This is a genomic window from Micromonospora rifamycinica (assembly GCF_900090265.1).
Classification (GTDB): Bacteria; Actinomycetota; Actinomycetes; order Mycobacteriales; family Micromonosporaceae; genus Micromonospora; species Micromonospora rifamycinica.
This window is the reverse complement of record NZ_LT607752.1, coordinates 503,056-527,188: the sequence shown is the minus strand read 5'-3', so window position 1 is coordinate 527,188 and position 24,133 is coordinate 503,056. Positions and strand designations below refer to the sequence as shown.

Genomic DNA, 24,133 nt, shown 5'->3' with positions numbered 1-24,133 from the left:
CGAGGAGGTCCGGATGACTTCGCACCGTGCCCGCCTGCGGGCCTGGGCCGTCGCGTTCCTCGCGGCGGTCGCCCTGCCCGCCGCCCTGCTCGGCCCACCGGCACCGGCCTCGGCCGCGAACACCCTGACCATGCTCGGCGCGGACGTCTCCTCCGTGCAGCGCAGCCTGGACCTCGGCGCGCGGTACTACGACGCCGGCGGCACCGCCCGGGATCCGCTCGACATCCTCAAGGGCCTCGGCGTCAACTACGTCCGGCTCCGGGTCTGGAACAACCCGGCCAGCGGGTGGAACAACAAGGAGAAGGTGCTGGCGTACGCCAGGACGGTGAAGGCCAAGGGCCTCAAGTTGATGATCGACTTCCACTACTCCGACACCTGGGCCGACCCGGGCAAGCAGTACAAGCCGGCGGCCTGGGCCAACCACGGCATCGGCCAGCTGCAGACCGACGTCTACAACTACACCTACGACGTCTGCACCAGCCTGCGCAACCAGGGCACCACGCCGGACAGCGTGCAGATCGGCAACGAGATCAACGTCGGCATGCTCTGGAACGACGGCAAGGTCGTCAACAACGACTTCACCAACCTCAGCCTGCTGCTCAAGGCCGGCTACCAGGCGACGAAGCAGTGCAACGGCGGCACCCAGGTGATCATCCACACCGCGAACGCGGACAGCATGGACCACGCCCGCTGGTTCTACGACGGCATCCGGGCCAAGGGCGTGCAGTGGGACCTGACCGCGCTGTCGTACTACTGCATGTGGCACGGCTCGCTGGCCAACCTCTACAACGTCATCACCGACGTCCGTTCCCGGTACGGCAAGCCGGTGGTGCTCACCGAGACGGCGTACCCGTTCACCGCCGCGAACGCCGACAACGAGGCGAACGCGATCAACGGCGGCGAGCCCTGCGCCGGTCACCAGGCGAGCTGGACCGGCCAGGCCACCGAGTTCTCCTGGGTCCAGGACACCGCCCGCAACGCCGGTGCGATCGGGGTCTTCTACTGGGAGCCGACCTGGTACGCGGTGCCCGGCAACGGCTGGGATCCGGCGAACATCAACGGCACCGGCAACCAGTGGGACAACATGGCCATCTTCAACTGGACCGGTCAGGTGAACCCGAACATCCGCTGGCGGCCGTAGACGTCGCCGGTGCCGGCCGGGCTCACCGCCCCCGGCCGGCACCGGCCACCGTCGGCGTCCCGCCGGCCGGCGTCGGCGTGCCACCGGCCGGGCACTACCCTGGCGCGATGCGATACGACGAGTGCGAAGCGGCCATCCGTCAGCTGGTCGACGCGGCCGACGAGGACGCCCTGCACGCCTTCGGACAGGCGACCGTCACCCGGGTGCTGGCGGCCGGCCTGGCCGACGAGGCCGACGAGGACGACCTGGACGAGGATGCCCGGGCGGCGCTGACCGCCGCGCGGGAGAGCATCGCCACGGCCGACGCGACCGAGCTGCGGGGCCACCTCGACCGCATCGACGAGGGCATCCTCGCCGACGGCGACATGGACCCGGGTCTGGTGGTCGCCCTGTCGGCCCTCGAGCACTGGACCAGCTACCTGGAGGAGCACCGGCGCGGCGAGCTGTACGAACTCGCCATCCGCTCCCTGGAGGAGGTCGACCACCGGGTCTCGGCCGCGCTCGACGACTTCCTCGCCGAGCCGGAGATGGCCGCCGAGTACGCGCGGATCACGCAGGCGCTGACCGCCTGACGGATCGCGCTTCGGCGGACCGAGATCCGCAGCGGCGTGCCGCCGCCCACCCGGGTGGGCGGCGGCACGCCGCTGCGGATCTCGGTCCGGTGCGGTGTGCCCGCGCGCCGGCACGGCCGTCGCCTACCGGCCGACGGTCACCGGCCGCAGTTCAGCGTCAGCGCACCCGGCGAGTTGGTCCAGACGAGCATGCCGAACGTCGTGCTGCCACCCGGGGCCAGCGTCCCGTTCCACGAGGCGTTGCGCACCGTGACGTCGGAACCGGAGATGACGAGCACGCCGTTCCAGAGGGCCGAGATGCGCTCGTCGCCCAGCCACCGCCAGGTGACCTGCCAGCCGTTGAGCGTCTCCTCGGCGGTGTTGCGCACGGTGACCGTGGCGGCGTACCCGCCGGTCCAGCGGTTGTCGATGGTGATCGTCGCCCGGCACGACGCCGACCCGGCCGGCAGCGTCCGGACCGGACCGTTGATGATGTACGGGTCGTGCTTCTCCCCGGCGCTGAACCGGTACCAGTACTCGCTGTCCGGGGTCAGCCCGGTGACCGTGATGTCCCCCTGCCGTTCCGGGCCGGACACCGCCGAGGCCACCGGGTTCAGCCATGCCGTCGCGTCCTCCCGGCTGGCGAAGAGGACCAGGGTCATCGGCGGGTTGTAGCCGCACGGCGGGGTCATGATCATCGAGTACCGGACGGTGATGCTGGTGGCGCTGGCCGACACGAACTGACCGGAGACCGGCAGCGCCGGGGGGCACGCGTAGGTGGGGGTGGGCACGGGTGTGGGTGTTGCCGACAGCACCGGCTGCGCCTGGGCACCGGTGAGGGTGCCGGCCCAGCCGGCCAGGGTCAGGGTCGCGGTCGCCAGCACCACGCCGAACGTGCGGAGCATCCGAACCTCCGAAGGGTTGCGGGGCACCGACGGCCGGGACGGGCCGACGATGCCGGATGGTGTCGCCCAGCGGGCGGGGGTGGATGGGGTGGTCGCTACGTGTCATCGCCGGTCACCATGGACGGGCGGCTGCCGGAGGACCGGCCGACCGCGTGCCACGGGACGGCGGGTCGAAGGCCGCCGAGCATTCGCCGTCACGGACTGCCCGGCGCGGGGTGGCACGGCCACCTCGCATGTCCGACGGACCAGCGCACGAGTGGTCACGCCGGCTCCTGAGCGTGACAACGCCAGAACAGTCTGGCATTCGACAGCCGTCGATGCAATCCGTCCGACCGGTCGACGGATCCGCCCGCGGAGGGCACCCGGGGCGCCGGTCGACCTCCCGACGGGCCGGGGTCAGCGACCGCGCGGCGCGGCGGCGCTGTCCCGGACAGGGTGGGGTCAGCGACCGCGCGGCGCGGCGGCGCTGTCCCGGACGACCAGGTCGGTGGCGAGTTCGACGCGCGGGCTCTCGATCGTCTCGCCCCGGGCCAGCCGGAGCACGGTACGGGCGGCCAGCATGCCCATCTCGGCCAGCGGTTGGCGGATCGTGGTCAGCGGCGGGGAACACCACCTGACCTCCGGCAGGTCGTCGAAGCCGACCACGCTGACGTCGTCGGGCACCCGCAGGCCGCGCTTGCGGACCGCCTCGTAGACGCCGAGCGCCATCTGGTCGCTGGAGGCGAAGATCGCGGTGGGCGGTTCGGGCAGGCCCAGCAGGTGCATGCCGGCGGTGTAGCCGGACTCGTGGTAGAAGTTGCCCGGCCGGACCAGGCGGTCGTCGATGGCGAGGCCGGCGGCGTCGAGCGCGGCCCGGTAGCCGTCCATCCGGGCCCGGCTGCACATCAGCTGCGGCGGGCCGGCGATGAAGCCGATCCGCCGGTGGCCGAGGCCGAGCAGGTACTGGCTGGCGCGCAGACTGCCCGCCCAGTTGGTGGCGCCGATCGTCGGGGCCTCCTGGGGGGCCACCCCGGCGGGATCGACGATGACCACCGGCAGGCGCAGCCGGCGCAGCTCGGCCTGCAACGGCGGTTCCACCATCGAGGTGACGAAGATGACGCCCTCGGTGGACCGGGTGCGCAGGTTGTCCAGCCACTGCTTGGCCGACGAGGTGCGCCGGTGGATGGCCGAGACGACGGTGCCGGCCCCGCTGGCCTGGGCGACGTCCTCCACCCCCCGGATGATCTCCACCGCCCAGGGGCTGTCCAGGTCGTTGAAGACCAGGTCGATCAGGGCGGACTGGGTACGTCGCGCAGCCGAGCGGGGACGGTAGCCGTGCCGGGTGAGCAACTCCTCCACCCGTTCCCGGGTCTGCGGGGCGACGTCCGACCGGCCGTTGATCACCCGGGAGACCGTGGGCACCGAGACGCCCGCCAACCGCGCGATCATCGCGATGGTGACGTTCCTGCCGTTCTCGGAGCCCACGGTCACCCTTTCGTCTGGTGGGAACTACGGTCGCAGAAGGCTATCGCAGCAGGTCGGCGTCACCCCTTGACGCTGCCGGACAGCCCACCGATGAGCTGACGTTCGGCGATGGCGTAGAAGCCCAGCGCCGGGACCATCGACAGCACGACGTACGCGAGCACCTTGGCGGTGTCGTCGGAGTACTGGCCCTGGAACGCCTGGACCCCGAGGGGCAGCGTCCACCAGCTCTGGTCGGTGAACACCACCAGCGGGAGCATGAAGTTGTTCCAGCTGCTCACCAGCGCCAGCACCGAGACGGTGGCCAGGGCCGGCCGGGCCATCGGCAGCAGCACCCGCCAGAAGAACCCGAACGGGCCACAGCCGTCCAGGGTCGCCGCCTCCTCGACCTCACCGGGAATGGTCCGGAAGAACTGCCGCAGGATGATGATCGTGATCGGCAGACCGAAGGCGGCCTGCGGCAGGATCACCCCGAGCGGGTTGTCCAGCAGGCCCATCCCGCGCAGCAGGATGAACAGCGGCAGGATCGCCACCGCGAACGGGAACATCAGCCCGATCGCGAAGAGGGTGACCAGGAACTCCCGACCCCGGAAGGCGAAGCGGGCGAACACGAACGCAGCCATCGCCGCCGCGGCGACCACGACGAACGTGCTGGCCACGGCGATGAAGACGCTGTTGCCCACGTTGCGCCAGAACACCCCGGCGGTGAAGATCTCGACGTAGTTGCCCGGCACCCACGGGTCGGGCAGGCCGAGCGGATTGGTGGAGAGCTGCCCGTTGTCCTTGAACCCGCCGATCACCCCGAACCAGACCGGCACCACGATGAGCGCGCCGACGGCGATGGAGATGAGGTGCAGCACGAGGCGGCGGGCCCGCTGGGCCGGGTTCGCCGGGCTGGTCATCGCTGGTCTCCTTGGACGGTGAGGGCGCCTTCGGTGTCGCGGCGCAGGACGATGCGCTGGTAGATGAGGGCGAAGACGAGGCTCAGCAGGAACATGATGATGCTGATCGCGCTGGCGTAGCCGACCTCGAAGCGGCGGAAGCCGAACTGGAACATCGTCACGGCCATGGTCTCCGAGGCGTGGATCGGGCCGCCGCCGGTGAGCACCCAGACCATGTCGAACAGCTGGATCGTCCCGATGACCGAAAGGAACACGCTGATCCGGATGGTCGGGCCGAGCAGCGGCAGGGTGACCAGGCGGAACGCCTGCCAGGCGCTGGCGCCGTCGGTGACCGCCGCCTCGTTGAGCTCCTTGGGGATGTTCTGCCGGGCGGCCAGGAAGAGGATCATGTAGAGGCCGAAGTACTTCCAGGAGACCACCAGGAAGACGGCGTACAGCACGGTGTCCGGGTCGGCGAAGACGGCACCGGCGTCGGCCCCGAGGAAACGGGAGATCGCGTCACCGAACCCCCGGTTCGGCGAGAACACCAGTTTGAACAGCACCGCGGTGGTGACCTCGGAGAGCACGTACGGGGCGAAGAAGATCACCCGGTAGAAGGCCCGCCCGCGCAGCGGCTGGTTGAGCAGCATGGCCAGGCCCATCGCCACCGGGAGCTGCACCGCCAGGGAGAGCACGATCAGGATGAGCCCGTGCCACAGGTCGCCCCGGAACACCGGGTCGCCGAAGGCCCGGGTGTAGTTGTCCAGCCCGATGAAGTTCTCCGGCAGACCGAAGCCGTTCCACTTGTACAGGCTGGCGTAGCTGGCCACCAGGATGGGGGCGAGCACCAGCAGCAGGAACAGCAGCAGCGACGGGGCCAGGAAGACGGCCAGGGCTCGGCGGCGTCCCGGCCGGGGCCGGCGGCCGGTACGGCGGACGCCGCCCGGCCCCGGCCCCGACGGTTCGGTCACGCGGCCGCCGGGTCCGGCACCCGACAGGATCGATGGCGTGGTCATGCCTGCTCCACTCAGTTCGCGCCAGCGGCTGGTGATCGATGGGGGTGGGACGTCCCTACTGGGTCTTCGCCACCTGGGTGATGTCCTTGAGGATCTGCGCGGGCGACTTGCTGCCGGCGACCAGGGCGGCGACGCTGTCGTTGACCTGCTGGCCGACGGCCGGCGGGTACGCCTGGTCGAGGTAGAGCTGGAAGCCGGTGGCGGCGGCCAGGGTCTGCGCGACGACCTTGTTGTTGGGGTCGGTGATGGCGTCGGTGGCTTCCTTGACCGTCGGCAGCACCGCGCCGGTCTTCGTGCTGCGCCGCTGGACGTCGGCGCTGAGCAGGGTCTTGAGGAAGTCCATGGTGGCCGGCGGGGCGTCCTTGCCGACGGCGAAGCCGTTGCCGCCGCCGAACACCTCGGTGGCGGTGCCCTTGCCGCCGTCGACGGCCGGGAACGGGAAGAAGCCGAGCTTGTCGCCGAGCCCCTTCTTGCTGGTGGAGCTGGACGCCTGCACCGACGGCGCCCACTGGCCCATCAGCTCCAGCGCGGCGCCGCCGTTGCCCATCGTGGCGGCCTGGCCGTCCGGCGAGCCGTACTCGGCACCGAGGAACCCCTTCTGGAAGGGCTGGAGGTCGATCAGCTCCTTGAACCGCTCGCCGGCGGCCACGAAGTCGGGGGTCTCGAAGTTCTTGTCCTTGGCGGCCTGCTGGAGGGCACCGAGCCCACCGATACGCATGGACAGGTAGGCCCAGTAGAAGTGCGCCGGCCACTTGTCCTTGCCGGCCAACGCGACCGGGGTGACCCCGGCGGCCTTGAGCTTGCGGACCACGTCGAGGAGCTCGGCCCAGGTGGCCGGCGGCGCGGTGATCTGCGCCTTGGCGAAGAGATCCTTGTTGTACCAGAACCCGACCATGCCGATGTCGAACGGCACACCGTAGATCTTGCCGTCAACCGTGTAGGGCTCCAGCGAGAGCGGCAGCAGGCCGTCCTTCCAGGGGGCCACGGTCTCGGTCAGGTCCTTGACCAGCCCGGCGTCGACCTGCTGCTTGAGCACGCCACCGCCCCAGGACTGGAAGAGGTCCGGCGGCGACCCGGCCTGGGTCGCGGTGGTCAGCTTGGCCTTGAACGCCTCGTTCTCCAGCGGCTGGATCTCGATCTTCACGTTGTTGTGCGCGGCCTGGTACTCCTGGGCGACGGCCGCCCACACCGGCAGCATCGGCTCGGTGTTCTGGATGTGCCACCAGTTGATGGTCTGCGGGGCGTCCGGGTCGTCGGACGCGTCGTCACTACAACCGCTGAGCAGATAGGCGCCGGCACCGGCGCCAACGAGGCCGAGCAGCGATCTGCGGGAGAGGTGCGCTGACATGATCCATCCCTTCAGGGACTCACGAGGTGCTCGGGCGGCCGGCCGGGCCGGCGGTTTCGAAATGTGTTTCTCCGGAACTTCCAGTGCGTCGCCGGTATTACCGATCGATGGCGGGCACGCTACGAGCTGTTTCCACGCGGGTCAAGCCCTCTGTCCTATCGCGGCGAAAACGGCTAGCGTGTGCAGGGCCGCACAGAACGTGGGTCTGATCCCGAAAGTTTCGTAAGCTGCCCAGAGGAGTGCCCGTGTCGACCGACACCGCTGACGTGGCGACCGCTGCCCGGTCGATCCGCAATCCCGTGCTCTCCGGGTTCCACCCGGATCCGTCGATCCTGCGCGTCGGCGACGACTACTACCTGGCCACCTCGACCTTCGAGTGGTACCCGGGGGTCCGCCTGCACCACTCGCGCGACCTGGTGCACTGGCGGGCGCTGGGCGGGATCATCACCGACCGCCGCCTGCTCGACCTACGCGGCTGCGGCGACTCCAACGGGGTGTGGGCGCCCGACCTGACCTACCACGACGGCGAGTTCCACCTCGTCTACAGCGACGTGGCCAGCTTCGCCAGCGGCTACTGGGATCCGCAGAACTTCCTGATCACCGCGCCCGACATCACCGGCCCCTGGTCGGACCCGGTCAAGCTGCACGGGCGCGGCTTCGACGCCGCGCTGTTCCACGACGACGACGGCACGAGCTGGCTGCTGGCCATGAGCGCCGACTGGCGGCCCGGCCGGGACCGCTTCGGCGGGATCGAGATCCAGCAGTACGACCGGGCCGCCCGTCGCCTCGTCGGCCGGCCCCGCATCCTGTTCACCGGCACCCCGGTCGGGGTGACCGAGGGTCCGCACCTCTACCGCCACGACGGCTGGTACTGGCTGATCACCGCGGAGGGCGGCACCAGCTGGGAGCACCAGGTCACGGTGGCCCGCTCCCGGGAGCTGTTCGGGCCGTACGAGGTGGACCCGGACGGCCCGCTGCTCACCTCGGTCGGCCGCCCCGACCTGCGGCTGCAGAAGGCCGGCCACGGCAGCCTGGTCCGCACCCCCGACGGCGGGTGGTACCTGGCCCACCTGGTCGGCCGCCCCTACTCCCCGCTGGGCAGCTGCGTGCTGGGCCGGGAGACGGCGATCCAGCACGTCGAGTGGCCCGCGGGCGGCTGGCCCCGGATCCCCGGCGGGGTACCGGCGGACGAGATCACCGCACCCGATCTGCCGGCGCACCCGTGGCCGGCGGAGCCCGCCACCGACCACTTCGACACCGCCGAGCTGGGTCCGGCCTGGTCGACGCTGCGCCGACCGGCCACTGCGGACTGGATCGACCTGCGGAGCCGCCCCTCGCACCTGCGGGTGCACGGTGGGCAGTCCCCGGTGGGCCGGCAGGCCCCCAGCCTGGTCGCCCGCCGGGTCGGCGCGAGCCGCTGCGCGCTGGAGACGGTGGTCGAGTTCGACCCGGTCGACCACCGCCAGCTGGCCGGCATCACCGCCTACTACAACACCCTCAACTGGCACCACCTCTACCTGACCCGGGCGGACGACGGGCGCACCGTGCTGGAGCTGCTCAGCTCCGACAACGGCCGGCGCACCGCCCACCCGGAGCTGACCGTCGACACCCGCGACGGCACCCGGGTCGGCCTGCGCGCGGAGTTCGACGGCCCGGTGGTGCGCTTCGGTTACGACCTGGGGGCCGGCTGGCAGCAGCTGCCGATAGAGCTGGACGCGACCATCCTGTCCGACGAGCACGCCGCCCTGATCATCGACGGCGAGCCGGCGGCCTGGGGGTTCACCGGGGCGTTCCTCGGGCTCTGGGTGCAGGATCTCGGCGGCGACGGTGCGTACGCCGACTTCGACCTGGCCACCTACCGGGAGCACTGACCGACCGCGCGACGACCGGCTCCGGGTGGAGCCGGTCGTCGGCGTGCCCGGGGGCGACCGACCCACCGCCGCATCGACCGCCACCGAAACAGTTGCGATGATCGTCCACCGCGTTGACCAGGAGCTCCGGAAGTTTCGATGGTTGACCCGGCCGGCTCCCGCTCGTAACGTTCCAGTCGGCTTCCGGAAATTGATCGCTGACTATCGGTTGGCTCCGGTGCGGCCGGCCCCGCGCGCTGGGCGGGCGGTGCCGCACCCCTCCCCCACCTCACCGCCGTCGACCCGTCGACGTGCCCCGGGAAAGGAACGCGGATGATGCTCAGACGGTGGATGGCTGCCGGGTTGGTCGCCGTCGCGACCGCCGGCGTGTTGAACGCCGTGCCGGCGACGGCGCAGCGACCGTACGACCCGACCGCGCAGAGCCTGCGCGCCCTGGGCCAGCGCCACGGCCTGTACGTCGGCACCGCTGTCGACATGGCCGCCCTCGCCGACCCGGCCGAACCCCGGTACCGGGAGATCGTGCGCGACGAGTTCTCCACGGTCACCGCGGAGAACGTGATGAAGTGGGAGGCCCTGGAACCCACCCGGGGCACCTACGACTGGTCGGCGGCCGACGAACTCGTCGCCACCGCCCGACGCAACGGCCAGAAGGTCCGCGGCCACGTGCTGGTCTGGCACAGCCAGTTGCCGAAGTGGCTGACCGACGGGGTGGCCGACGGATCCATCGACAACACCGAGCTACGGTCGATCCTGCGCAAGCACATCACCACCGTTGCCAGCCGCTACCGGGGCAGGATCTGGCAGTGGGACGTGGTCAACGAGGCGGTCAGCGACCCCTGGGACACCCCGCCCACCCTGCACTACAAGGGCTTCTGGGCCGAACACCTCGGCCCGGGTTACGTGGCCGACGCGTTCCGCTGGGCCCGCGCCGCCGACCCGACCGCCCTGCTGTTCTACAACGACTACAACATCGAGGCGTTCGGCTCCGGCGACCCGGCCAACGACAAGACCCAGTTCGTGTACGACATGGTCAAGGGGCTGCTGGCCCGGGGCGTGCCGATCGACGGGGTCGGCAGCCAGGGCCACCTGGGCACCCAGTACGGCAACTACGACACCCTCCAGGTCGCCGACGCGCTGCACCGCTTCGCCGGGCTGGGGCTGTCCACCGCGTTCACCGAGGTCGACGTGCGCAGCCGGTTGACCGACGGGGTACAGGCCGGCGACTCCGAGGAGATCAACCCGCGGCTCCAGGCGTCCGCCGCGAACTTCCACGTGCTGTTGCAGGCCTGCCTGGCCGAGCCGCGCTGCCTGTCGTTCACCGTCTGGGGCTTCACCGACCGGCACTCCTGGGTGCCCGGCACCTTCGACGACCCGCCGCAGGGCCTGGCCACCATCTACGACGAGAACTACCAGCCCAAGCGGGCGTACCAGGTGATGAAGGGCGACCTGATCTACGCCGGACCGCCGTACGTGCGGATGCGGGCGACGCCGAAGCCGCGCCGGTAGGCCCGGCGGTGAGCGCCGACATCCTCGACACGGCCCGGGGTGGCGGACGGGTGGTCAGTCTCACCTTCGACGACGGCCCGAACCCCACCGACACCCCGCGGCTGCTCACCGTCCTGCGCCGACACCGGATCACGGCGGTGTTCTTCCTCTGCGGTGAGCAGGTGCAGGCCCACCCCGAGGTGGTCCGCCGGATCGTGGCCCACGGTCACCGGCTGGGCAACCACAGCATGCACCACGACGACATGACCTCCTGGTCGCCCGGACGGATCGAGGCGGACCTGCGGGAGACCAACGAGGCCATCCGGCGGGCCGTGCCGGACGCCCGGATCCGGTACTTCCGCGCTCCCTACGGGGCGTGGGGGGCGAGCCCCGCCGTGGCCGCCGCGCTGGGCATGCGGCCGCTCGGCTGGCGGCTGGCGGTCGGGGACTGGGAGCCGCCGGGCACCGATGAACTCGTCCGCCGGCTGCTCGACGGGGTCACCCCCGGCGCGGTGGTGCTGCTGCACGACGGCGGCGGGGACCGCGGCCAGAGCGTCGCCGCGGTCGACCGGGCCGTACCGGTGCTGAGGTCACGTCGCTGGCGGTTCGCCCTGCCGGCCCGCTGAGCGGCGGTCGGTGCGGGTGCTGGGCGGGCCGGGGTCGGGGGGTGCCCTACCCGCCCACGACGTCGGGGTGCCGCCGGGTCCACGTCCCGGGAGACGGCGGCACCCCGACACGGGCGGTCACGACCGGCGGGTGCTACCGGACGACATTCCCACCGCCACCGCTGTTGCCACCTCCGCCCCGCCGGTTCTGGTCACGGGTGCGGTCGGTGCCGTTGCGCCGGCTCGCCGGCTCGTGGGACGAGCCGCTGTCGCGGCCGGTGGTGCGGGAGGTGTGGCCCCGGGAGGTGTGGTCGCGCGAGGTGTGGCCCCGGGAGGTGTGGTTGCGCGAGGTCTGATCACGGGAGGTGGTCCCGCTCCTGCGGTGCGAACTGGCGGTGTCGGCGATCTCCCCACGGGACTCCGTGTCCTGGTGGGAGCGCCTCGGCTGCTCCCGGGGGCCGCGGGTGACCATGAGCCCGGAGCCCACCCCGTGCACGATGGCCCCGGAGTTGCCGGACGTGACGTCCTGACCCGGGGCGTAGCCGACGCCCCAGGTGAGCGCGCCGGCGGCGGCCACCGCGCCGTAGGCGGCCCGGACCAGGTCGCCCTGCTGGCCGCTGCGCAGCGAGTTGATCACCTCCTTGCCCACCACGTACATGCCGGGGCCGGCGGCCAGGGCCAGGCCCACGCTGTTGGCCACCGCGTTGCCCCGCAGGCCGGCGCTGCCCTGCACCCCGGGCGAGGCGACCAGCGACACGAAGTTGACGATCTTCTCGTCGTTCTCGTAGATCCACTGACCGGCCTGCTGCGCCCAGGTCATCAACCGGTTCTGCCCGTCGAACGAGTGCTCGCTGGTCTCCTGCTCGCTCCAGTGGATGCTGATCGAGTCCCCCGGGCCGGGGCTGCTGCGGCCCGAGGAGTTCGACGATCCGTGCGGTTGGACCACGTCGGTCTGATGATCGGCCGCTCCGTACGGCTGGACCACCAGGTCCTGGTAGTCGGCCGCGCCGTACTGGCCGTAGCCCGACGCCACCGACGAGCCGCTCGGCGCGTCCTGGCTGTAGTTGCTCGGGGTGTAGCTGACCGGCCCGTAGCTGGTCTGGCTGTAGTTGCTCGGGGTGTAGCTGACCTCCCCGTACTCGTTCTCGGTGGGTGGGTAGTGGATGCTGTTGCCCTCGCTGCCGGTGGGACTTCCGGTCCCGCCCCACGGCCTCTGATGGGGTGACGACACCTGCGCTCCTCAGTGCTCGACCAACGGATGACACGCCCTTTACGCCCGGCCCGGCGGGCCGGTTCAGCCGGCAGACCGACTTTCTCGCCGGCCGGCCTGCCACGGCGGCGCGGCGGCCTTGCCGGCGGCCCGCTCGGTGATCGCCGCGACCTCCTGCCGGGCCTGCGCCGAGATCCGACCCGCGTCCGGCTCCTTGTACCAGGGCCGCAGCGTGATCACCGCCGGCCGGATGCCGGTGGCCAGCAGCAGGGCGGTCCCCTTCGGCAGCGCCCGGATCCGGTCCGGCGGCAGCACGTGCTCCTGCCGGTACGAGGTGGACCGGGACGAGCCGTCCCGGCTGCGCGAGACGCTGACAGTGCTCACGTCGTGCTGGCCGACCAGCTTCGAGACCTTCTCCACGAAGTCCGCGTCGTCCAGCCCCGCGCCGAGCAGCTTGATGGTGGCCGCACCCCACAACGCGTCCATCCCGGCCTCACCCCAGACCCGCGACCCCTGCCGGTAGCTCTGCAACAGGGTCACCACGTTGATCCCCCGGGATCCGAGGTGCGAGTACAGGTCGGGCAGATCGGAGATCCGGCACACGTTCGCCGCCTCGTCCAGCACCGCCGTCATCGGCGGGTCGAGGCGGCCACCCATCCGCTCGGCGGCCACCACGCCCGCCCGTAGGGTCGCGTCGGCCAGGCCGGCGATCACCCCGGCGGCAGAGCCACCCCCGTCCTTGGAGAGCAGGTAGAGGGTGTCACGGCCGAGAACGTGCCGCTCCGGGCGGAACTGCGGCAGGTACGGGTCGGGGGACACCCAGGCGAGGATCTCCGGGTCGAGCAGGCACGCCACGCACTGCCGGGCCGTCTCGTAGATGCCGTCGCGGGTCTCCACCGCCCCGCGTACGGTGCCCTGGAGCTGCTCGGCCATCGCCGCCATCCCGGCGTCGCGCAGCAGGTCGATCGGGGTACGGTCGGCCGGGTCGGCCAGCCAGCCGAGCAGTTCGCCGACGGGTGCCCGCCCCCGGGCGGCGGCCAGGAAGAGCGCGGTCAGGGTGTTCTGCGCCGCCGAGATCCAGAAGTCCTTCTTGGCGGTGTCGTCGTTGACCGAGGCCACGAAGTGCCCGGCCAGCCGACGGGCGCCCTCGATGGTCACGCAGTCGGCGAGGAGGTCCCACCACATCCGACGGGGCACGTGGGCGATGCCCTGCGGATCGAAGGTCCACACCGTACCGACGCGTTCCCGCTCGGCCCGGGTCACCGCGTACACGTCGGACTTGTTGGAGGTCAGCAGCACCGCGCCCCGGGCCCGCAGCACCCGGGGCACCGCGATGCCGGTGGACTTGCCGGCCCGGGGGGCCATCAGGTCCAGCTCCACGTCCTCGAAGGAGGAGCGCAGCTCCGGGCCGTTCGGCGCGAGGTCGCCGAGCAGGTTGCCGGTCTCGTCCGGGGCCAGCTGCCGCACCCCGGCCAGCGAGGGACGCAGCTCCCGGGCGCGGGCGGCGATCCCGGCAGGCGTCAGCGGGGCCAGGTCGCGCACCCGGGCCAGCCCGACGCCCCGCCCGCGCCGGTCGAGCAGCCCGCGCCCGACCGTCACCGCCGGCACCACGACCAGCACCGCCACCACCAGCATCCCGGAGTAGACGGCGTACGGCGACACACCGGGCCAGAGCGTGCCGGTATCACCGGAGATCAACGCCAGGTACGCGCCGAGGGTGAACGGCGGCGGGTGCCAGCCGTGCCCGGTCACCGCGGCGCCCAGGGTGCCGCCCAGCCAGGCGACCGTGAACAGCGCCGCGTTGGCGAGGACCACCAGGCAGAACGCCCAGAAGAACAGGTCGGCCCCGCGGGGGGAACCCGACGGCATCCGGCTCATCCCCGCCACCCCGGACCGCCCGCGACGGCCTCGTCGGCGAGGTGGGCCAGCTCCGGCCGGGTGGCCAGGTTGCCCAGCTCCGCCTCGGCCTCGAAGACCGCCTGTCGGGCCGCCGCCCGCTCGGCGGCCTGCTGGGCTGCGTACCCGTTCTGCACCCAGCGTTGGTTGGTGTCGTGCAGCCGCCGCTCGGTGTCGGTGATGGAGACCCGGATCGGGATGCCGGGCCGACCACCTACCTTGATCAGGAACCGGCCCCGCCCGGGTGGTTCCTCGTCGCTGCCGGTGCTCGCCCAACCCGGCGGCGACGACCAGGAGGAGACCAGCTCGATCTCCCGTTTGGACAGGCCGATCACCCGACCCAGGTCGGTCATCTCCGCCGCCGGCAGGCCGGCGCAGGCGACGATCCCGGCCCGCTCCACGAAGCCGCGCGCCTTGGCCCGGTCGGCGTCGGAACCCAACGCCTCGGCGTCCTTCAGGGTGTGGGTGATCTTCGCGTCGCCGAGACCGAGCGACCGGTTGAGCCGGGTCAGCGCGTCGATCCGGTCGACGATGCCGGAGGCGGCCCGCAGCGGTCGCCACAGCTCGTCCAGGATGGTGAAGAACCAGCGGCGCGGGGCCAGCCCGGCGTCGGCCATGGCGTGCGAGGCGGCGACCGTGCCCAGGCCCTCGGACCAGGCGGCCAGCATCGCCGCCGCGGTGAGCTGGGTGTCCGACTCCCCGATCCGGGAGATGTCGATGCAGACCGCCGGAGCGTCCGGGTCGATCCGGGTGGAGGTGGTCGAGCCGAAGGTGTCGCCCAACGCCCCGTCGAGAATGCCCAGCAACGACCGGTGCAGCGGATCCACCGCGTCCCGGTAGCGGCTCTCCTGACCCCGGTCCAGGGTCACCGCGCGGACCCGGTCCGGCCCCTCCTCCAGCACCCGCAGCAGGTCCGGCAGCAGCGGCGCCCGGTGCTGCGGGGTCCGGTCCCGCAGATGCCGCAGGCAGGCCGAGAGCACCGACTGCTCGTGATCGTCCAGGGCCCGGCCGCGCACGATGGTCAGCAGCGCCGCCACCATGTTCAGCACCCGGCCGTGCGTCTCGGCGGCCAGCGCCCGGCCGGCCCGGCCGCCGATCCGCTCGGCGGCCAGCCCCATCGCCCCCGGGTCCAGCACGTTGATCCCGCCGACGCCCCGGCCGATCGGGATCACCTGCCCGCCCAGCGCCCGGACCGTGTCGGCGTAGTCCGGCTTGAGGTCACCGAGCACCAGCGGCACCACGCCGGTCGCGGCCAGGCCCACCGCCATCCGGTTGATCAGGGTCGACTTGCCCAGGCCGGGCATGCCCAGCATGAACAGCGACGGGTTGGAGATGTACCGGGCGCGGGTGAACCAGGAGATCGGATCCCCACAGACCGTGGCACCGGTGAACAGGTGCTGACCGAGCGGCACCCCGGACATCGGCGCACCCGAGCCGGCCGAGAACGGCCACAGCCCGCACGCCTGGACGGTGGTGGCCCGCCACATGGTGGGCGCGTCGAGATAGCCGACCCGGCCGCCACCGGCACCCTCCCAGCCCCGGGTCGGCACGGGCAGCTCACGGCGGGGCCGTGGCGGCCGGGTCTTCTTCGGCGGGGTGGGCGCCCCGTCGTCCGGGTCGCCGACCAGCCCGGTCAGCGCGGTCCGCGCCCCCGAGGTCCCGGCCGGCCAACCCGCGCCGAGCCCGTCCACGCGCGGTGCCGGTACGCCGGTCACATCGCCTCCTGGAGTTCGTGTGGCAGCACGGTCTGCTCCCACGGAAGGATTCCGGTCGGCAGGGTGCAGCTGAACGCCGCCGCCTGCATCCGGTGGGCCGGTCGCATCGCGATCCGGGTGGCCCCGGTCATGTTGCGGACCAGCACCGACGCGTCGTCGAGCTGGGACCGGTCGTCGACGGTGACGGTGAGCATCAGCGAGAACTCCACCAACCCGGCACCGGTGGCCTCCTCGGCGGCGGCCTGCTCGGCGGCGCGTACCTCGGCGGCGGCCCGGGCCTGCACCATGCCCCGCCCGGAGGTGGCCATGAACTGCGCGGTCCGCCGGTCCGCCTCGACGATCCGGGCCGAGGTCGCCGGGTCGATCGGCCGGTAGAGCAGCGCCACCCGCTTGCGCCGGGTTCCGGCCGAGGCGTCGAGCATGGTGCGCAGCACGCTGGAGCGCACCGTGCCCCGGGGGGCCAGGGTGAGCAGCCAGGTCCGGGAGACCCCCGAGTCGTGCTGGTAGGCGTCCACCGATTCGACCGCGGCGACCGGCCCGCAGTCGGCCCACTCCAGCCCGGTCCGGCCGTGCTCGGCCCGGACGCTGAGCACCTCGGCGGCACAGGCCGGGTCGTACGCCACCCGGACCACCTCGGCGATCTGCTCGGCCGACAGCGGCTCGGCGACGCCCCCGCCGGCCCCGATCAGCCCGGTCAGCAGGCTGGGCACCCGGATCGCCAGGTCGGTGACGACGTCCTCCGGATCGCGCCGTGCCCCGCCCACCGGGGCGTAGCTGAGGGTGATGTACGAGTTCATCTCCGACGACGCGGACGGGTAGTCGTCGACCACCTCCTCCAGCACGGCGCGGGCCGCCGCGGGAGCCGCCGCGTCCAGCCGGGGCAGTACCTCGGCGGCGAGCCGGGTACCCGGGTCCGGGGCGGTCTCCACCACCACCGAGGCGCCCCGCAGCCCCGGCTCGTGGGCGAGCCGGGACAGCCACTCGCCCCACAGCGACACCCAGGTGTCCACCTGCTCCGGGTCGACCAGCGACCCGCCGTCGGGCTCGCAGCGCAACACGATGGTGTACAGGTTGCGGCTGCGGTGGTGCAGCACCCCGAACGGCCGGTCGTAGGCGTCCCGGCCCTCCCGGGCGAGCACCCCGGCGAGCAGGCCGGGCGGGGGGAACCGGCCACCCGGGCGGGCCGACAGCGGCCCCGAGACGTACAGGTGCTCCCGCCGCGCCACCCGACGGGACCAGCCGATGCGCAACGCCAGGAGCTGGTACAGGTTGCGGCCGTCCTGGGTGCGTACCGCCATCGGCAGCAGGGCCACCACGAGCGGTGCGCCGACCACCAGGGCCGCCTGGAGCGACGCCAGCGAGGCCAGCAGCACCAGCACCAGCCCGCCGAACACCCCGACCGTGCCGACCAGACCGAGTGGACCCAGCCCGGCCCGGCGGGGCCGGCGCCAGTTGCCGTACGTCGGTTCGATGGTGGCTTCCGTCGACATCGACTCTCCCTCGTCTCAGCGGGCCGACGGCCCGGCCGGGGCTCTCCCCGGCGGTCGTCGGCCCGCGCCGTCAGTTGTGGCCGGCGTCGCCGTCCGCGCCCGACACCGTGCCGGCCGCCATGTTCCGACCGGCCCGGGCCGCGCGGTGCGCCCCGTCGATCGCGACCCCGACCGGTCCGGCCAGCCGGGCCGCTGAACCCGCGGCCGCCGCGCTGCCGCCACCGGTACGGCCGGTGCGCCCTTCGCCACCGGTCGAGCCCCGCCCGCCGGTGTCGCCCCGCCGGCCCTGCGGTCCCCGTGCCCCGGACGGGGCGCCGCCCCCGCCACCGCCCTGCGACAGGGCGGATCCCGCGACCCGTTTCGCCCCGGAGGCGACCATGCCGCCCGCAGCCGAGACGGCGGTCCCGGTGGGGTCGCCGGTGCCCAGCGCCGCCGTGGCCGGCACCACGATCTTGAGCAGCGCCGGCAGGGCCACCGCCGACAGCAGCAGCACGCCGATGCCGGCGATCCGGATGTGTGAGGAGTTCTGGGTCCGGCTGCCGACGGCGAGCATCTCCGCACCGGAGAACATGATCAAACCGACGGCGGGTTTGTAGAGCAGCCACGCCACCGTCCAGCCGATGTGCTTGCGCCACCAGCCGGCACCCCAGTTCGTCATCGACGCGGCGGCGGCCAGCGGCAGGGTGCCGAGCATGATGGTCATCACGCCCAGCCGCAGGTAGAGCATCAGCACGTGCACGATGGCGGCGATCAGCAGCAGGAAGGCCAGCACCAGCAGCAGGAACGACTCGATGGTGGAGCCGTTGTCCACACACGGCACCCCCATCACGACCTCCATGGCCGCCGACTTGAGCAGGTGGTCGGAGAAGCCGTCGGAGAGGCTGGCCGCGCGGCCCACCACCCACGAGCCGGCCCCGGCGACCAGGATGACCCGCAGGAAGCCCTGCAACGCGGTCCGTCCGGCGGTGCCCTTGCGCTCCATCGCCATCCGGGCACCGGCGAACAGCACCGACCCGATCGCCAGATAGGTGACGACCCACTCGATCTGGTCGCTGATCAGGCTCGGCACGTCGTCCGGGCCGCCCTCGGTCGTGGTGCCCAGCGTCGGCACCGAGGCGCTCAGCTCGGCGAAGATGGAGATCGCGGCGGCCAGCATCAGGTTGGCGATCATCCGGACCAGGGTGCCGATCGGATCGGCGAGGAACGAGAAGAAGCCGGTGATGATGTCGAGCGGACTCGGTGGTGAACACCCGCCCATCACTTCCTCCAGAGGGTGTAGCCGGCGCTGCCGGTGACCGTGCCGATGGAGGCGTGCACCACCCCGGCCCGGGACGGCACCAACTTCCAGTCCCCGGCGTCCCAGCGCAGCTCGACCAGGGTCGCCACGTATCCCCCGGCACCGGTCTTGACCAGCAGCTGCACCCGCGCCGTGTCGGCCGCGTAGCGGGCGAGGGCGAAGCCGGCGTAGCTGCCGCCACCACGGCTGGTGACCACCCCGGCGGCGGCCTCCAGCCGGGCCACCAGCACGTCCCGGGCCGGTCCCGGCAGCACCTGCCGGTCGGTGACGGCCCGCCAGGCGGGTCCACCCAGCTGGGTGGGCACGGCGTGCGCCGCCAGCACCGCACCGATCGGGGTGTGCGCGAAGCAGCCGAGCACCCCGTCGGCGGTGCGCGACGGTCCCTGCGTCGCGGAGACCGGCACCCGGTCCCCGCCGTCGAGGGTCCGCCAGGTGACGTCGTCCGGCGGCACCGCCGGTCCCGCCGCCACCACCGGCCGGGGCGGGCACTGCGCCACCTGCTCGGCGGTGGTCCGGCCCACCGGGTCGACCGGCGTCTGCCCGGTCCCGCCGGAGGACACCCAGGCCACGGCCGCCAGCAGTGCCATCCCGGCCAGGAACGCCACGGAGAGGAGCCAGCCACGCTCGGTCCAGAACGGCGGGTCCGCCGGGGACCGGCCTCGCCCGCCGATCACTGTGGCTGCCCGGCGGTGGTGCCGGCGCCGCCGAGGAAGAAGTTCGCCAGCGGGCCGGCGACGGCGACCAGGATGCAACCACCGAGCACCAGGCCGAGCCGGGACATGTGCTCGGAGCTCTCCCCCCGCTTCACCGAGATCGCCATCATCGTGCCGGTGATCAGCACCCCGGCCACCCCGGCGGCGGTGCCGGCCCAGGCGATCAGGCCGAGCAGCTTGTTCACCAGGCCGGTCAGCTGGCCCGGTGCGTTGGGGGTCGGGTTGATCCCGCCGCCCCCGGCGGGCGTCGGGTCGAGGGCCATCGGGAACCGGGCGACCAGGTAGGCCGCGGCGTGCTGGGACAGGCTCGTGAACGACATCGGAACAGCTCCTTCGGGCAGGGGGCATCGTCGGACGCGTCGACGACGCCCCGACGGTGACGGGGTGGGACGGGCCGGCAGTGCGGGATGCGCTGTCCGGCCGGCGGCGATCGGCTCAGAGTCCGAGGTCGCCGAAGAACATGACGAGTGGTCCGGCGGTCGCGCCGAGCACGCAGCCCAGCGCGACGAACGCCGCCCCACGGAAGTGTTCGCTCATCTCCCCGGGCACGCCCCGGTTGAGCTGGACGGCCATCGAGATGCCGAGGATGAGCAGCCCGGCGACACCGGCGGCGCTGACCCCCCAGGCGAGCAGGTTCAACAGGTCGTCCGCCGCGCCGCCGGCCGGGTTGTAGGGCGGTGGAGGGGTGAAGGCCGGCAGCGGGGAGGGCCCGGCCGGCCCGAGCACCGGCAGCCGGGTGAACAGCCCGTGGTCGACGGTCACGACGTCCTCCCGTCCCCGGCCAGTCCGGTTGCCGCCCGGAGCTTCTCCAGCGCCCTGGGCGCCCGTGCCGGCTGCTGTCCGAGCCGCCAGGCGGGTATCCAGGGCACCCGGTGCACCGGGGTGACCGAGCGCAGCACCCGGATCCGCCGGGCCAGCGGCGGCGGCAACCGGCCCGGGGCGTCGGCCAGCAGCACGAGGCCGACCAGCCGCATCCCGGGCGGGTGCCGGCCCTCCCGCAGGGCGTTGAGCGCCCGGGACACCGCCCGCATACCTTCGGCGTCGGTCCGGCCGACCAGCATCACCGTGGCCGGCTCCGCGCGGGCCGCGTCCGGCCACCGGCAGCCCAGGTCGGTGCCGCCGAAGAGTCGGCTGAGCGTCGTCGCGCCGGCACCCCCGTGCGCCGCGATCCAGCCCAGCCCCGCCTCGGACAGCGACCGTCGGGGCGGTCCGCCCGGCCCGGGGCCGGGCCGGGCGGACGTCGGCCCCGGCGGCACCCGTGCTGCCAGGCCCCCCGTCGTCGCGGACCCCATGCACCCCACCTCCTCGGAAATATCGATCCAGTTCGTCGGCGTCCCGGTTGAACCACCCCGGGTCCGGCCCCGTCTGTACGGCGGGCCGGGCGGTCGACGGACGCCTCTACGGGGGCTCCCGCCCTCCGGTTCACGCCGAGCACGAACTTTTTCCACAGCGGTGGCGACCAGCCTGGGAGGCGACATGGCAGCGTCCGACAACGACGGCGCGGAGCCGACGCAGAAGTCCAACCGGAGCACCGCGGCCCTGATCGGCGCGGCCGTGGCCGCGGGACTGAGCTGCCTGGCCACCCCGGTGGCCGGGGTGATCGGCGCCGCCGGCGTCTTCGTGATCGGCGCGCTGGGCGTGCTGCTGGCCCCGCTGGTCGCGTTGATCCTGCTCTTCGGTGGCGGGGGCTCGGCCGACCCGGTCCGCGCCGCCGACGACTCGCTGGCCGCCGCGCAGGGCGACGGCAAGGGCGCCCTCGACCCGGAACAGGTGCCCGAGGGGCTCGCCGACAGCATCGAGGAGGCCGGGAAGACCTGTCCCCAGATCGGTCCCGTGGTGATCGCCGCGCAGATCGAGGTGGCCTCCGGGTGGGATCCGGCGAAGGTGGGTGCGAACGGCGAGAAGGGCATCTCCCAACTCCCACCCGAGGTCTTCACGAGGTACGGCGAGGACGCCGACGACGACGGCGACACCGACGCGACCGACGAGGAGGACTCGATCGCCGCACAGGCCGCCCACGTCTGCGCGCTGGCCGGACAGGCCCAGGCCCTGCTGGACAACGGCCAGGCGATCGGTGAGGTGCTCGATCTGACGCTCGTCGCGTACGCCGTCGGCATCGACGAGGTACGCCGGGCCGGCGGCGTCCCCTCGACCAACGAGGCGCAGCTCTACCTGGCCCAGGTGCGGTCCCTGTTCGCGAAGTACCAGGGGCTCGGCGGCCCACCGCCGTCGTTCCCGCCGACCGCGACGCCCAGCGCCGAACCCACCGGCGACTGAGCCGACCCGCCGCCGAGCACACCGGCGACTGAGCCGACCCGCCGCCGAGCACACCGGCGGACCCCGACCCGACCGACACACCGACGAGGAGTTCCGATGACGGTGACGCAGCAGGAGCAACGCCCCGCCGAGGACGGGTCGCCGGACGACCCGCCGGCCACCTCGCCGTTCATCCTCTATCTGCGCGACGACGAGTACACCGAGGAGCTGACGCTGCTCAGCAACTGGGTCCGGTTGCTCCTCGTACCGGTCTACGCGCGGGAGGTCTCCTCGGCCGCGCCCTGGTGCGGGCAGTGGTGGCGGCACCCTGAGGCGGTGGCCCAGTTACACGGCCTGTGGCTGGCCTGGCAGGAGCTCACCGGGCCGGACGCCGGGTTGTGTGGCCCGGCGAACTGGCACCGCGACTACCTCGAACCGGTGCTGAACAGCCTGCGCAACCCGGCGGGCCCGTTCGCCGGGTGCAAGGTGGGGGCGCACCGGGCCAAGGAGGTCCCGCACACCGAGCCGTACTGACGACGTCGGGCGGACCCGCCCGGCGACTGTCCGGGCTGGTCGGCCCGGGGACGGTCACCGGGACGGTTCAGCGGGAGATCGGGGCGGTGACGACCGCGGTGCCGTCCACCAGTCCCACCGTGACGAAGGCGAGGTCGGCGACCGGCAGCGACAGCTCCCCGGTCACCTCCTGCGGCCCGGTCGAGGCGGTCCAGTCGCGTACCACGTGGGTGGCGCCGTCGCGGGTCACCGCGAACAGCCGGTAGCGCAGGCCCTGGCGCAGGCCGGTCGCGGTGATCCGGATGGTGGAGCCGGTCCCCTCGTCGGTGGTGATCGCCACGGAGAGGCTCACCCCCTGGGCCGGTGCCTCCCCGGTGGCGGTGAGGACCACCCCGCTGCGGCCACCGAAACCGGTGACGGCAGCGACCCCACCGGCCAGGACGACGGCCGCCACCGCGGCGGCCACCCCGCTCCAGAGCACCAGCCGGCGACGCCGGGCCGGGTCGGCGGGTCGGCTGCCGGCCGCCGTGGACGTCGTCCCCGGTCCGCCGCCTCCGGGACGGCTGCCCGCTGGCCGCCTCCCGCCCGGACGGCCGCCGTCGGCGGCACGCGGGCCGGTACCCCGGCGAGCGCCCCGAGGGGCCGCCCCACCGGCGGTCACGGCCGGGGTCACCGCCGTGCCCGGCTGTACGCCGGCAGCGGTGGCCGCCACTGTCCCGGCGGGCGGGTCGACCTTCCCCGGGGGCGGGTCCGCCCCCGCTCCGACGTCGGTGCCGGGGGCCGGGCCGGAAGCGTCGGGCACCACGCCGGGGGCCGAGGCGACGCCGGCCGGTGGGTGGCCCGCAGGGGGAGCGAACTCCGCGGGTGGCACGAACTCCGGCAGGCCACCCAGGTCGCCCCAGTCGGCGGCGTCCAGCCCGCCGAGGGCGCTGGTCACGCTGCCCATCTCCGCCGCTGCGGACAGGCACTCCCCGCAACCGGCCAGGTGGGCCTCGAAAGCGACCCGGTCGGCCTCGTCGAGCGCGCCGAGCAGGTAGAGGGCCAGGGCGGCGTGCTCAGCGGTGGGATGTTCGCCGCCGGTACGCATCACGCCCTCCTTCTCGACCCGGAGACACCGGTGACGGTGTGACGACCCCCGGGACGGCAGCCGTCCGGGGGGTCGAGCGGGAAATCGACACGTCGCGTCATCAGGACGACTCGGTCGGGCCGATCGCTGCGTGCAGCGCGCGTACCGCATAATACGTTCTGGACTTTACCGTACCCTCCGGGATTCCCAGTCGCTGCGCGGCCTCGGCGACCGAGGAGCCCTTGTAGTACATCTCGACGAGCACCTCGCGGTGCTCCGGCTTGATCTGTTGCAGCGCCAGCCGGACGGTGTGGGTGCTGACCACCCGGTCCATCTCGTCGTCGGCCGAGGCGAGCCGGTTGAGGTCGGGGATGACCACCTCGGGCGGGCGGGCCTGCCGGGCGCGCATCGCGTCGATGGCCACGTGCCGGGCGACCGTGTAGAGCCACGGCGCGATCCGGCGCGGGTCCTCCGCCAGGGTCGACAGGTTCCGCCAGGTGCGCAGGAACGTCTCCTGGACGAGGTCCTCGGCGAGTTCCTGCCGACCGAGCACCAGCCGGGTCAGGAAGCGCAGCAGCGGTGCCCGGTACTGCTCGTGGATCCAGCGCATCAGGGCCTCGGGGTCGGCCCGCTCGACCGCCGCGTCGCCGGTGACCCCGGGTGCTTCGTTGGGCACCGCCGACACAGAACGCCTCCCCCTGACGTACGGGTCG

The 24,133-nt window shown here is 72.9% G+C and carries 23 protein-coding genes; 7 read left to right on the top strand and 16 right to left on the bottom strand.

From position 1 onward, the window contains the following. Positions 1–13: 13 nt before the first annotated feature. Entirely contained in the window at positions 14–1,141 is a 1,128-nt protein-coding gene (locus GA0070623_RS02200; RefSeq protein ID WP_067314521.1) for a glycoside hydrolase family 53 protein, read from the top strand. A gap of 107 nt (positions 1,142–1,248) precedes the next feature. After that, positions 1,249–1,713 (top strand): hypothetical protein, encoded by a 465-nt coding sequence (locus GA0070623_RS02195; RefSeq protein WP_067314536.1) that lies wholly within the window; start codon positions 1,249–1,251, stop codon positions 1,711–1,713. 137 nt (positions 1,714–1,850) lie between these two features. On the opposite strand, the gene GA0070623_RS02190 is transcribed toward GA0070623_RS02195, so the two are convergent. The 5 genes from GA0070623_RS02190 to GA0070623_RS02170 all read right to left on the bottom strand — a co-directional run bounded on the left by GA0070623_RS02190 (position 1,851) and on the right by GA0070623_RS02170 (position 7,303). Continuing rightward, positions 1,851–2,597, bottom strand: a complete 747-nt coding sequence (locus tag GA0070623_RS02190; protein ID WP_067306839.1) for a cellulose binding domain-containing protein — start codon at positions 2,595–2,597, stop codon at positions 1,851–1,853. A 441-nt stretch (positions 2,598–3,038) separates the two neighbouring features. Continuing rightward, positions 3,039–4,025, bottom strand: coding sequence for a LacI family DNA-binding transcriptional regulator (locus tag GA0070623_RS02185; protein WP_407937985.1), 987 nt, complete (start codon positions 4,023–4,025; stop codon positions 3,039–3,041). A gap of 95 nt (positions 4,026–4,120) precedes the next feature. Next, positions 4,121–4,960, bottom strand: coding sequence for a carbohydrate ABC transporter permease (locus GA0070623_RS02180; RefSeq protein ID WP_067306842.1), 840 nt, complete (start codon positions 4,958–4,960; stop codon positions 4,121–4,123). Beyond that, the gene (locus GA0070623_RS02175) at positions 4,957–5,955 is read right to left on the bottom strand and encodes a carbohydrate ABC transporter permease (RefSeq protein WP_067306845.1); all 999 of its coding nucleotides are present in this window, start codon (positions 5,953–5,955) and stop codon (positions 4,957–4,959) included. Before GA0070623_RS02175 ends, GA0070623_RS02180 begins: the two co-directional genes overlap by 4 nt. A 55-nt stretch (positions 5,956–6,010) precedes the next feature. Next, entirely contained in the window at positions 6,011–7,303 is a 1,293-nt protein-coding gene (locus GA0070623_RS02170; protein WP_067306849.1) for an extracellular solute-binding protein, read from the bottom strand. A gap of 245 nt (positions 7,304–7,548) precedes the next feature. Here GA0070623_RS02170 and GA0070623_RS02165 point away from each other — a divergent pair, with 245 nt between their 5' ends. The 3 genes from GA0070623_RS02165 to GA0070623_RS02155 all read left to right on the top strand — a co-directional run bounded on the left by GA0070623_RS02165 (position 7,549) and on the right by GA0070623_RS02155 (position 11,285). Then, on the top strand, positions 7,549–9,174 hold the full coding sequence (locus GA0070623_RS02165) for a glycoside hydrolase family 43 protein (protein WP_067306852.1): 1,626 nt from the start codon (positions 7,549–7,551) through the stop codon (positions 9,172–9,174). Positions 9,175–9,486: 312 nt separating this feature from the next. After that, complete coding sequence (locus tag GA0070623_RS02160; RefSeq protein WP_067306855.1) at positions 9,487–10,680, top strand: endo-1,4-beta-xylanase; 1,194 nt, start codon at positions 9,487–9,489, stop codon at positions 10,678–10,680. Between the two features lie 8 nt (positions 10,681–10,688). After that, positions 10,689–11,285 carry a polysaccharide deacetylase family protein gene (locus GA0070623_RS02155; protein ID WP_067306858.1) on the top strand — a complete coding sequence of 199 codons (597 nt, stop codon included), beginning with the start codon at positions 10,689–10,691 and terminating at the stop codon, positions 11,283–11,285. A gap of 133 nt (positions 11,286–11,418) precedes the next feature. On the opposite strand, the gene GA0070623_RS02150 is transcribed toward GA0070623_RS02155, so the two are convergent. The 9 genes from GA0070623_RS02150 to GA0070623_RS02110 all read right to left on the bottom strand — a co-directional run bounded on the left by GA0070623_RS02150 (position 11,419) and on the right by GA0070623_RS02110 (position 20,877). After that, positions 11,419–12,495 (bottom strand): hypothetical protein, encoded by a 1,077-nt coding sequence (locus tag GA0070623_RS02150; RefSeq protein ID WP_067306862.1) that lies wholly within the window; start codon positions 12,493–12,495, stop codon positions 11,419–11,421. 63 nt (positions 12,496–12,558) lie between these two features. After that, the gene (locus GA0070623_RS02145; protein WP_067306908.1) at positions 12,559–14,352 is read right to left on the bottom strand and encodes a type IV secretory system conjugative DNA transfer family protein; all 1,794 of its coding nucleotides are present in this window, start codon (positions 14,350–14,352) and stop codon (positions 12,559–12,561) included. Beyond that, positions 14,349–16,085 carry an ATP/GTP-binding protein gene (locus tag GA0070623_RS02140; RefSeq protein ID WP_231932626.1) on the bottom strand — a complete coding sequence of 579 codons (1,737 nt, stop codon included), beginning with the start codon at positions 16,083–16,085 and terminating at the stop codon, positions 14,349–14,351. The genes GA0070623_RS02145 and GA0070623_RS02140 overlap by 4 nt, the downstream gene beginning before the upstream one ends. Further along, positions 16,082–17,575 carry an SCO6880 family protein gene (locus tag GA0070623_RS02135; RefSeq protein WP_067306865.1) on the bottom strand — a complete coding sequence of 498 codons (1,494 nt, stop codon included), beginning with the start codon at positions 17,573–17,575 and terminating at the stop codon, positions 16,082–16,084. The genes GA0070623_RS02140 and GA0070623_RS02135 overlap by 4 nt, the downstream gene beginning before the upstream one ends. Positions 17,576–17,645: 70 nt before the next feature. After that, the gene (locus tag GA0070623_RS02130; RefSeq protein WP_067306867.1) at positions 17,646–18,833 is read right to left on the bottom strand and encodes a hypothetical protein; all 1,188 of its coding nucleotides are present in this window, start codon (positions 18,831–18,833) and stop codon (positions 17,646–17,648) included. After that, entirely contained in the window at positions 18,833–19,546 is a 714-nt protein-coding gene (locus GA0070623_RS02125) for a hypothetical protein (protein WP_089003870.1), read from the bottom strand. The genes GA0070623_RS02130 and GA0070623_RS02125 overlap by 1 nt, the downstream gene beginning before the upstream one ends. Next, the gene (locus GA0070623_RS02120; RefSeq protein WP_231932625.1) at positions 19,543–19,905 is read right to left on the bottom strand and encodes a hypothetical protein; all 363 of its coding nucleotides are present in this window, start codon (positions 19,903–19,905) and stop codon (positions 19,543–19,545) included. The genes GA0070623_RS02125 and GA0070623_RS02120 overlap by 4 nt, the downstream gene beginning before the upstream one ends. 115 nt (positions 19,906–20,020) lie before the next feature. Next, positions 20,021–20,347 carry a hypothetical protein gene (locus GA0070623_RS02115; RefSeq protein ID WP_197700034.1) on the bottom strand — a complete coding sequence of 109 codons (327 nt, stop codon included), beginning with the start codon at positions 20,345–20,347 and terminating at the stop codon, positions 20,021–20,023. Further along, positions 20,344–20,877: a hypothetical protein gene (locus tag GA0070623_RS02110; RefSeq protein WP_231932624.1), complete on the bottom strand. Its 534-nt coding sequence runs from the start codon at positions 20,875–20,877 to the stop codon at positions 20,344–20,346. Before GA0070623_RS02110 ends, GA0070623_RS02115 begins: the two co-directional genes overlap by 4 nt. 184 nt (positions 20,878–21,061) lie before the next feature. Between GA0070623_RS02110 and GA0070623_RS02105 the strand changes: the two genes are divergently transcribed. Together GA0070623_RS02105 and GA0070623_RS02100 are read left to right on the top strand one after the other, a co-directional pair. Beyond that, entirely contained in the window at positions 21,062–21,862 is an 801-nt protein-coding gene (locus GA0070623_RS02105; protein WP_084261256.1) for a transglycosylase SLT domain-containing protein, read from the top strand. Positions 21,863–21,958: 96 nt separating this feature from the next. Further along, a complete protein-coding gene (locus tag GA0070623_RS02100) occupies positions 21,959–22,375 on the top strand; it encodes a DUF4913 domain-containing protein (protein WP_084261251.1) in 417 nt (138 codons plus the stop codon). Positions 22,376–22,442: 67 nt separating this feature from the next. On the opposite strand, the gene GA0070623_RS31315 is transcribed toward GA0070623_RS02100, so the two are convergent. Both GA0070623_RS31315 and GA0070623_RS02090 read right to left on the bottom strand, forming a co-directional pair. Further along, positions 22,443–23,441 carry a zf-HC2 domain-containing protein gene (locus GA0070623_RS31315; RefSeq protein WP_067306877.1) on the bottom strand — a complete coding sequence of 333 codons (999 nt, stop codon included), beginning with the start codon at positions 23,439–23,441 and terminating at the stop codon, positions 22,443–22,445. Between the two features lie 100 nt (positions 23,442–23,541). Further along, positions 23,542–24,096, bottom strand: coding sequence for a sigma-70 family RNA polymerase sigma factor (locus tag GA0070623_RS02090; protein ID WP_067306925.1), 555 nt, complete (start codon positions 24,094–24,096; stop codon positions 23,542–23,544). Positions 24,097–24,133 lie beyond the last annotated feature (37 nt).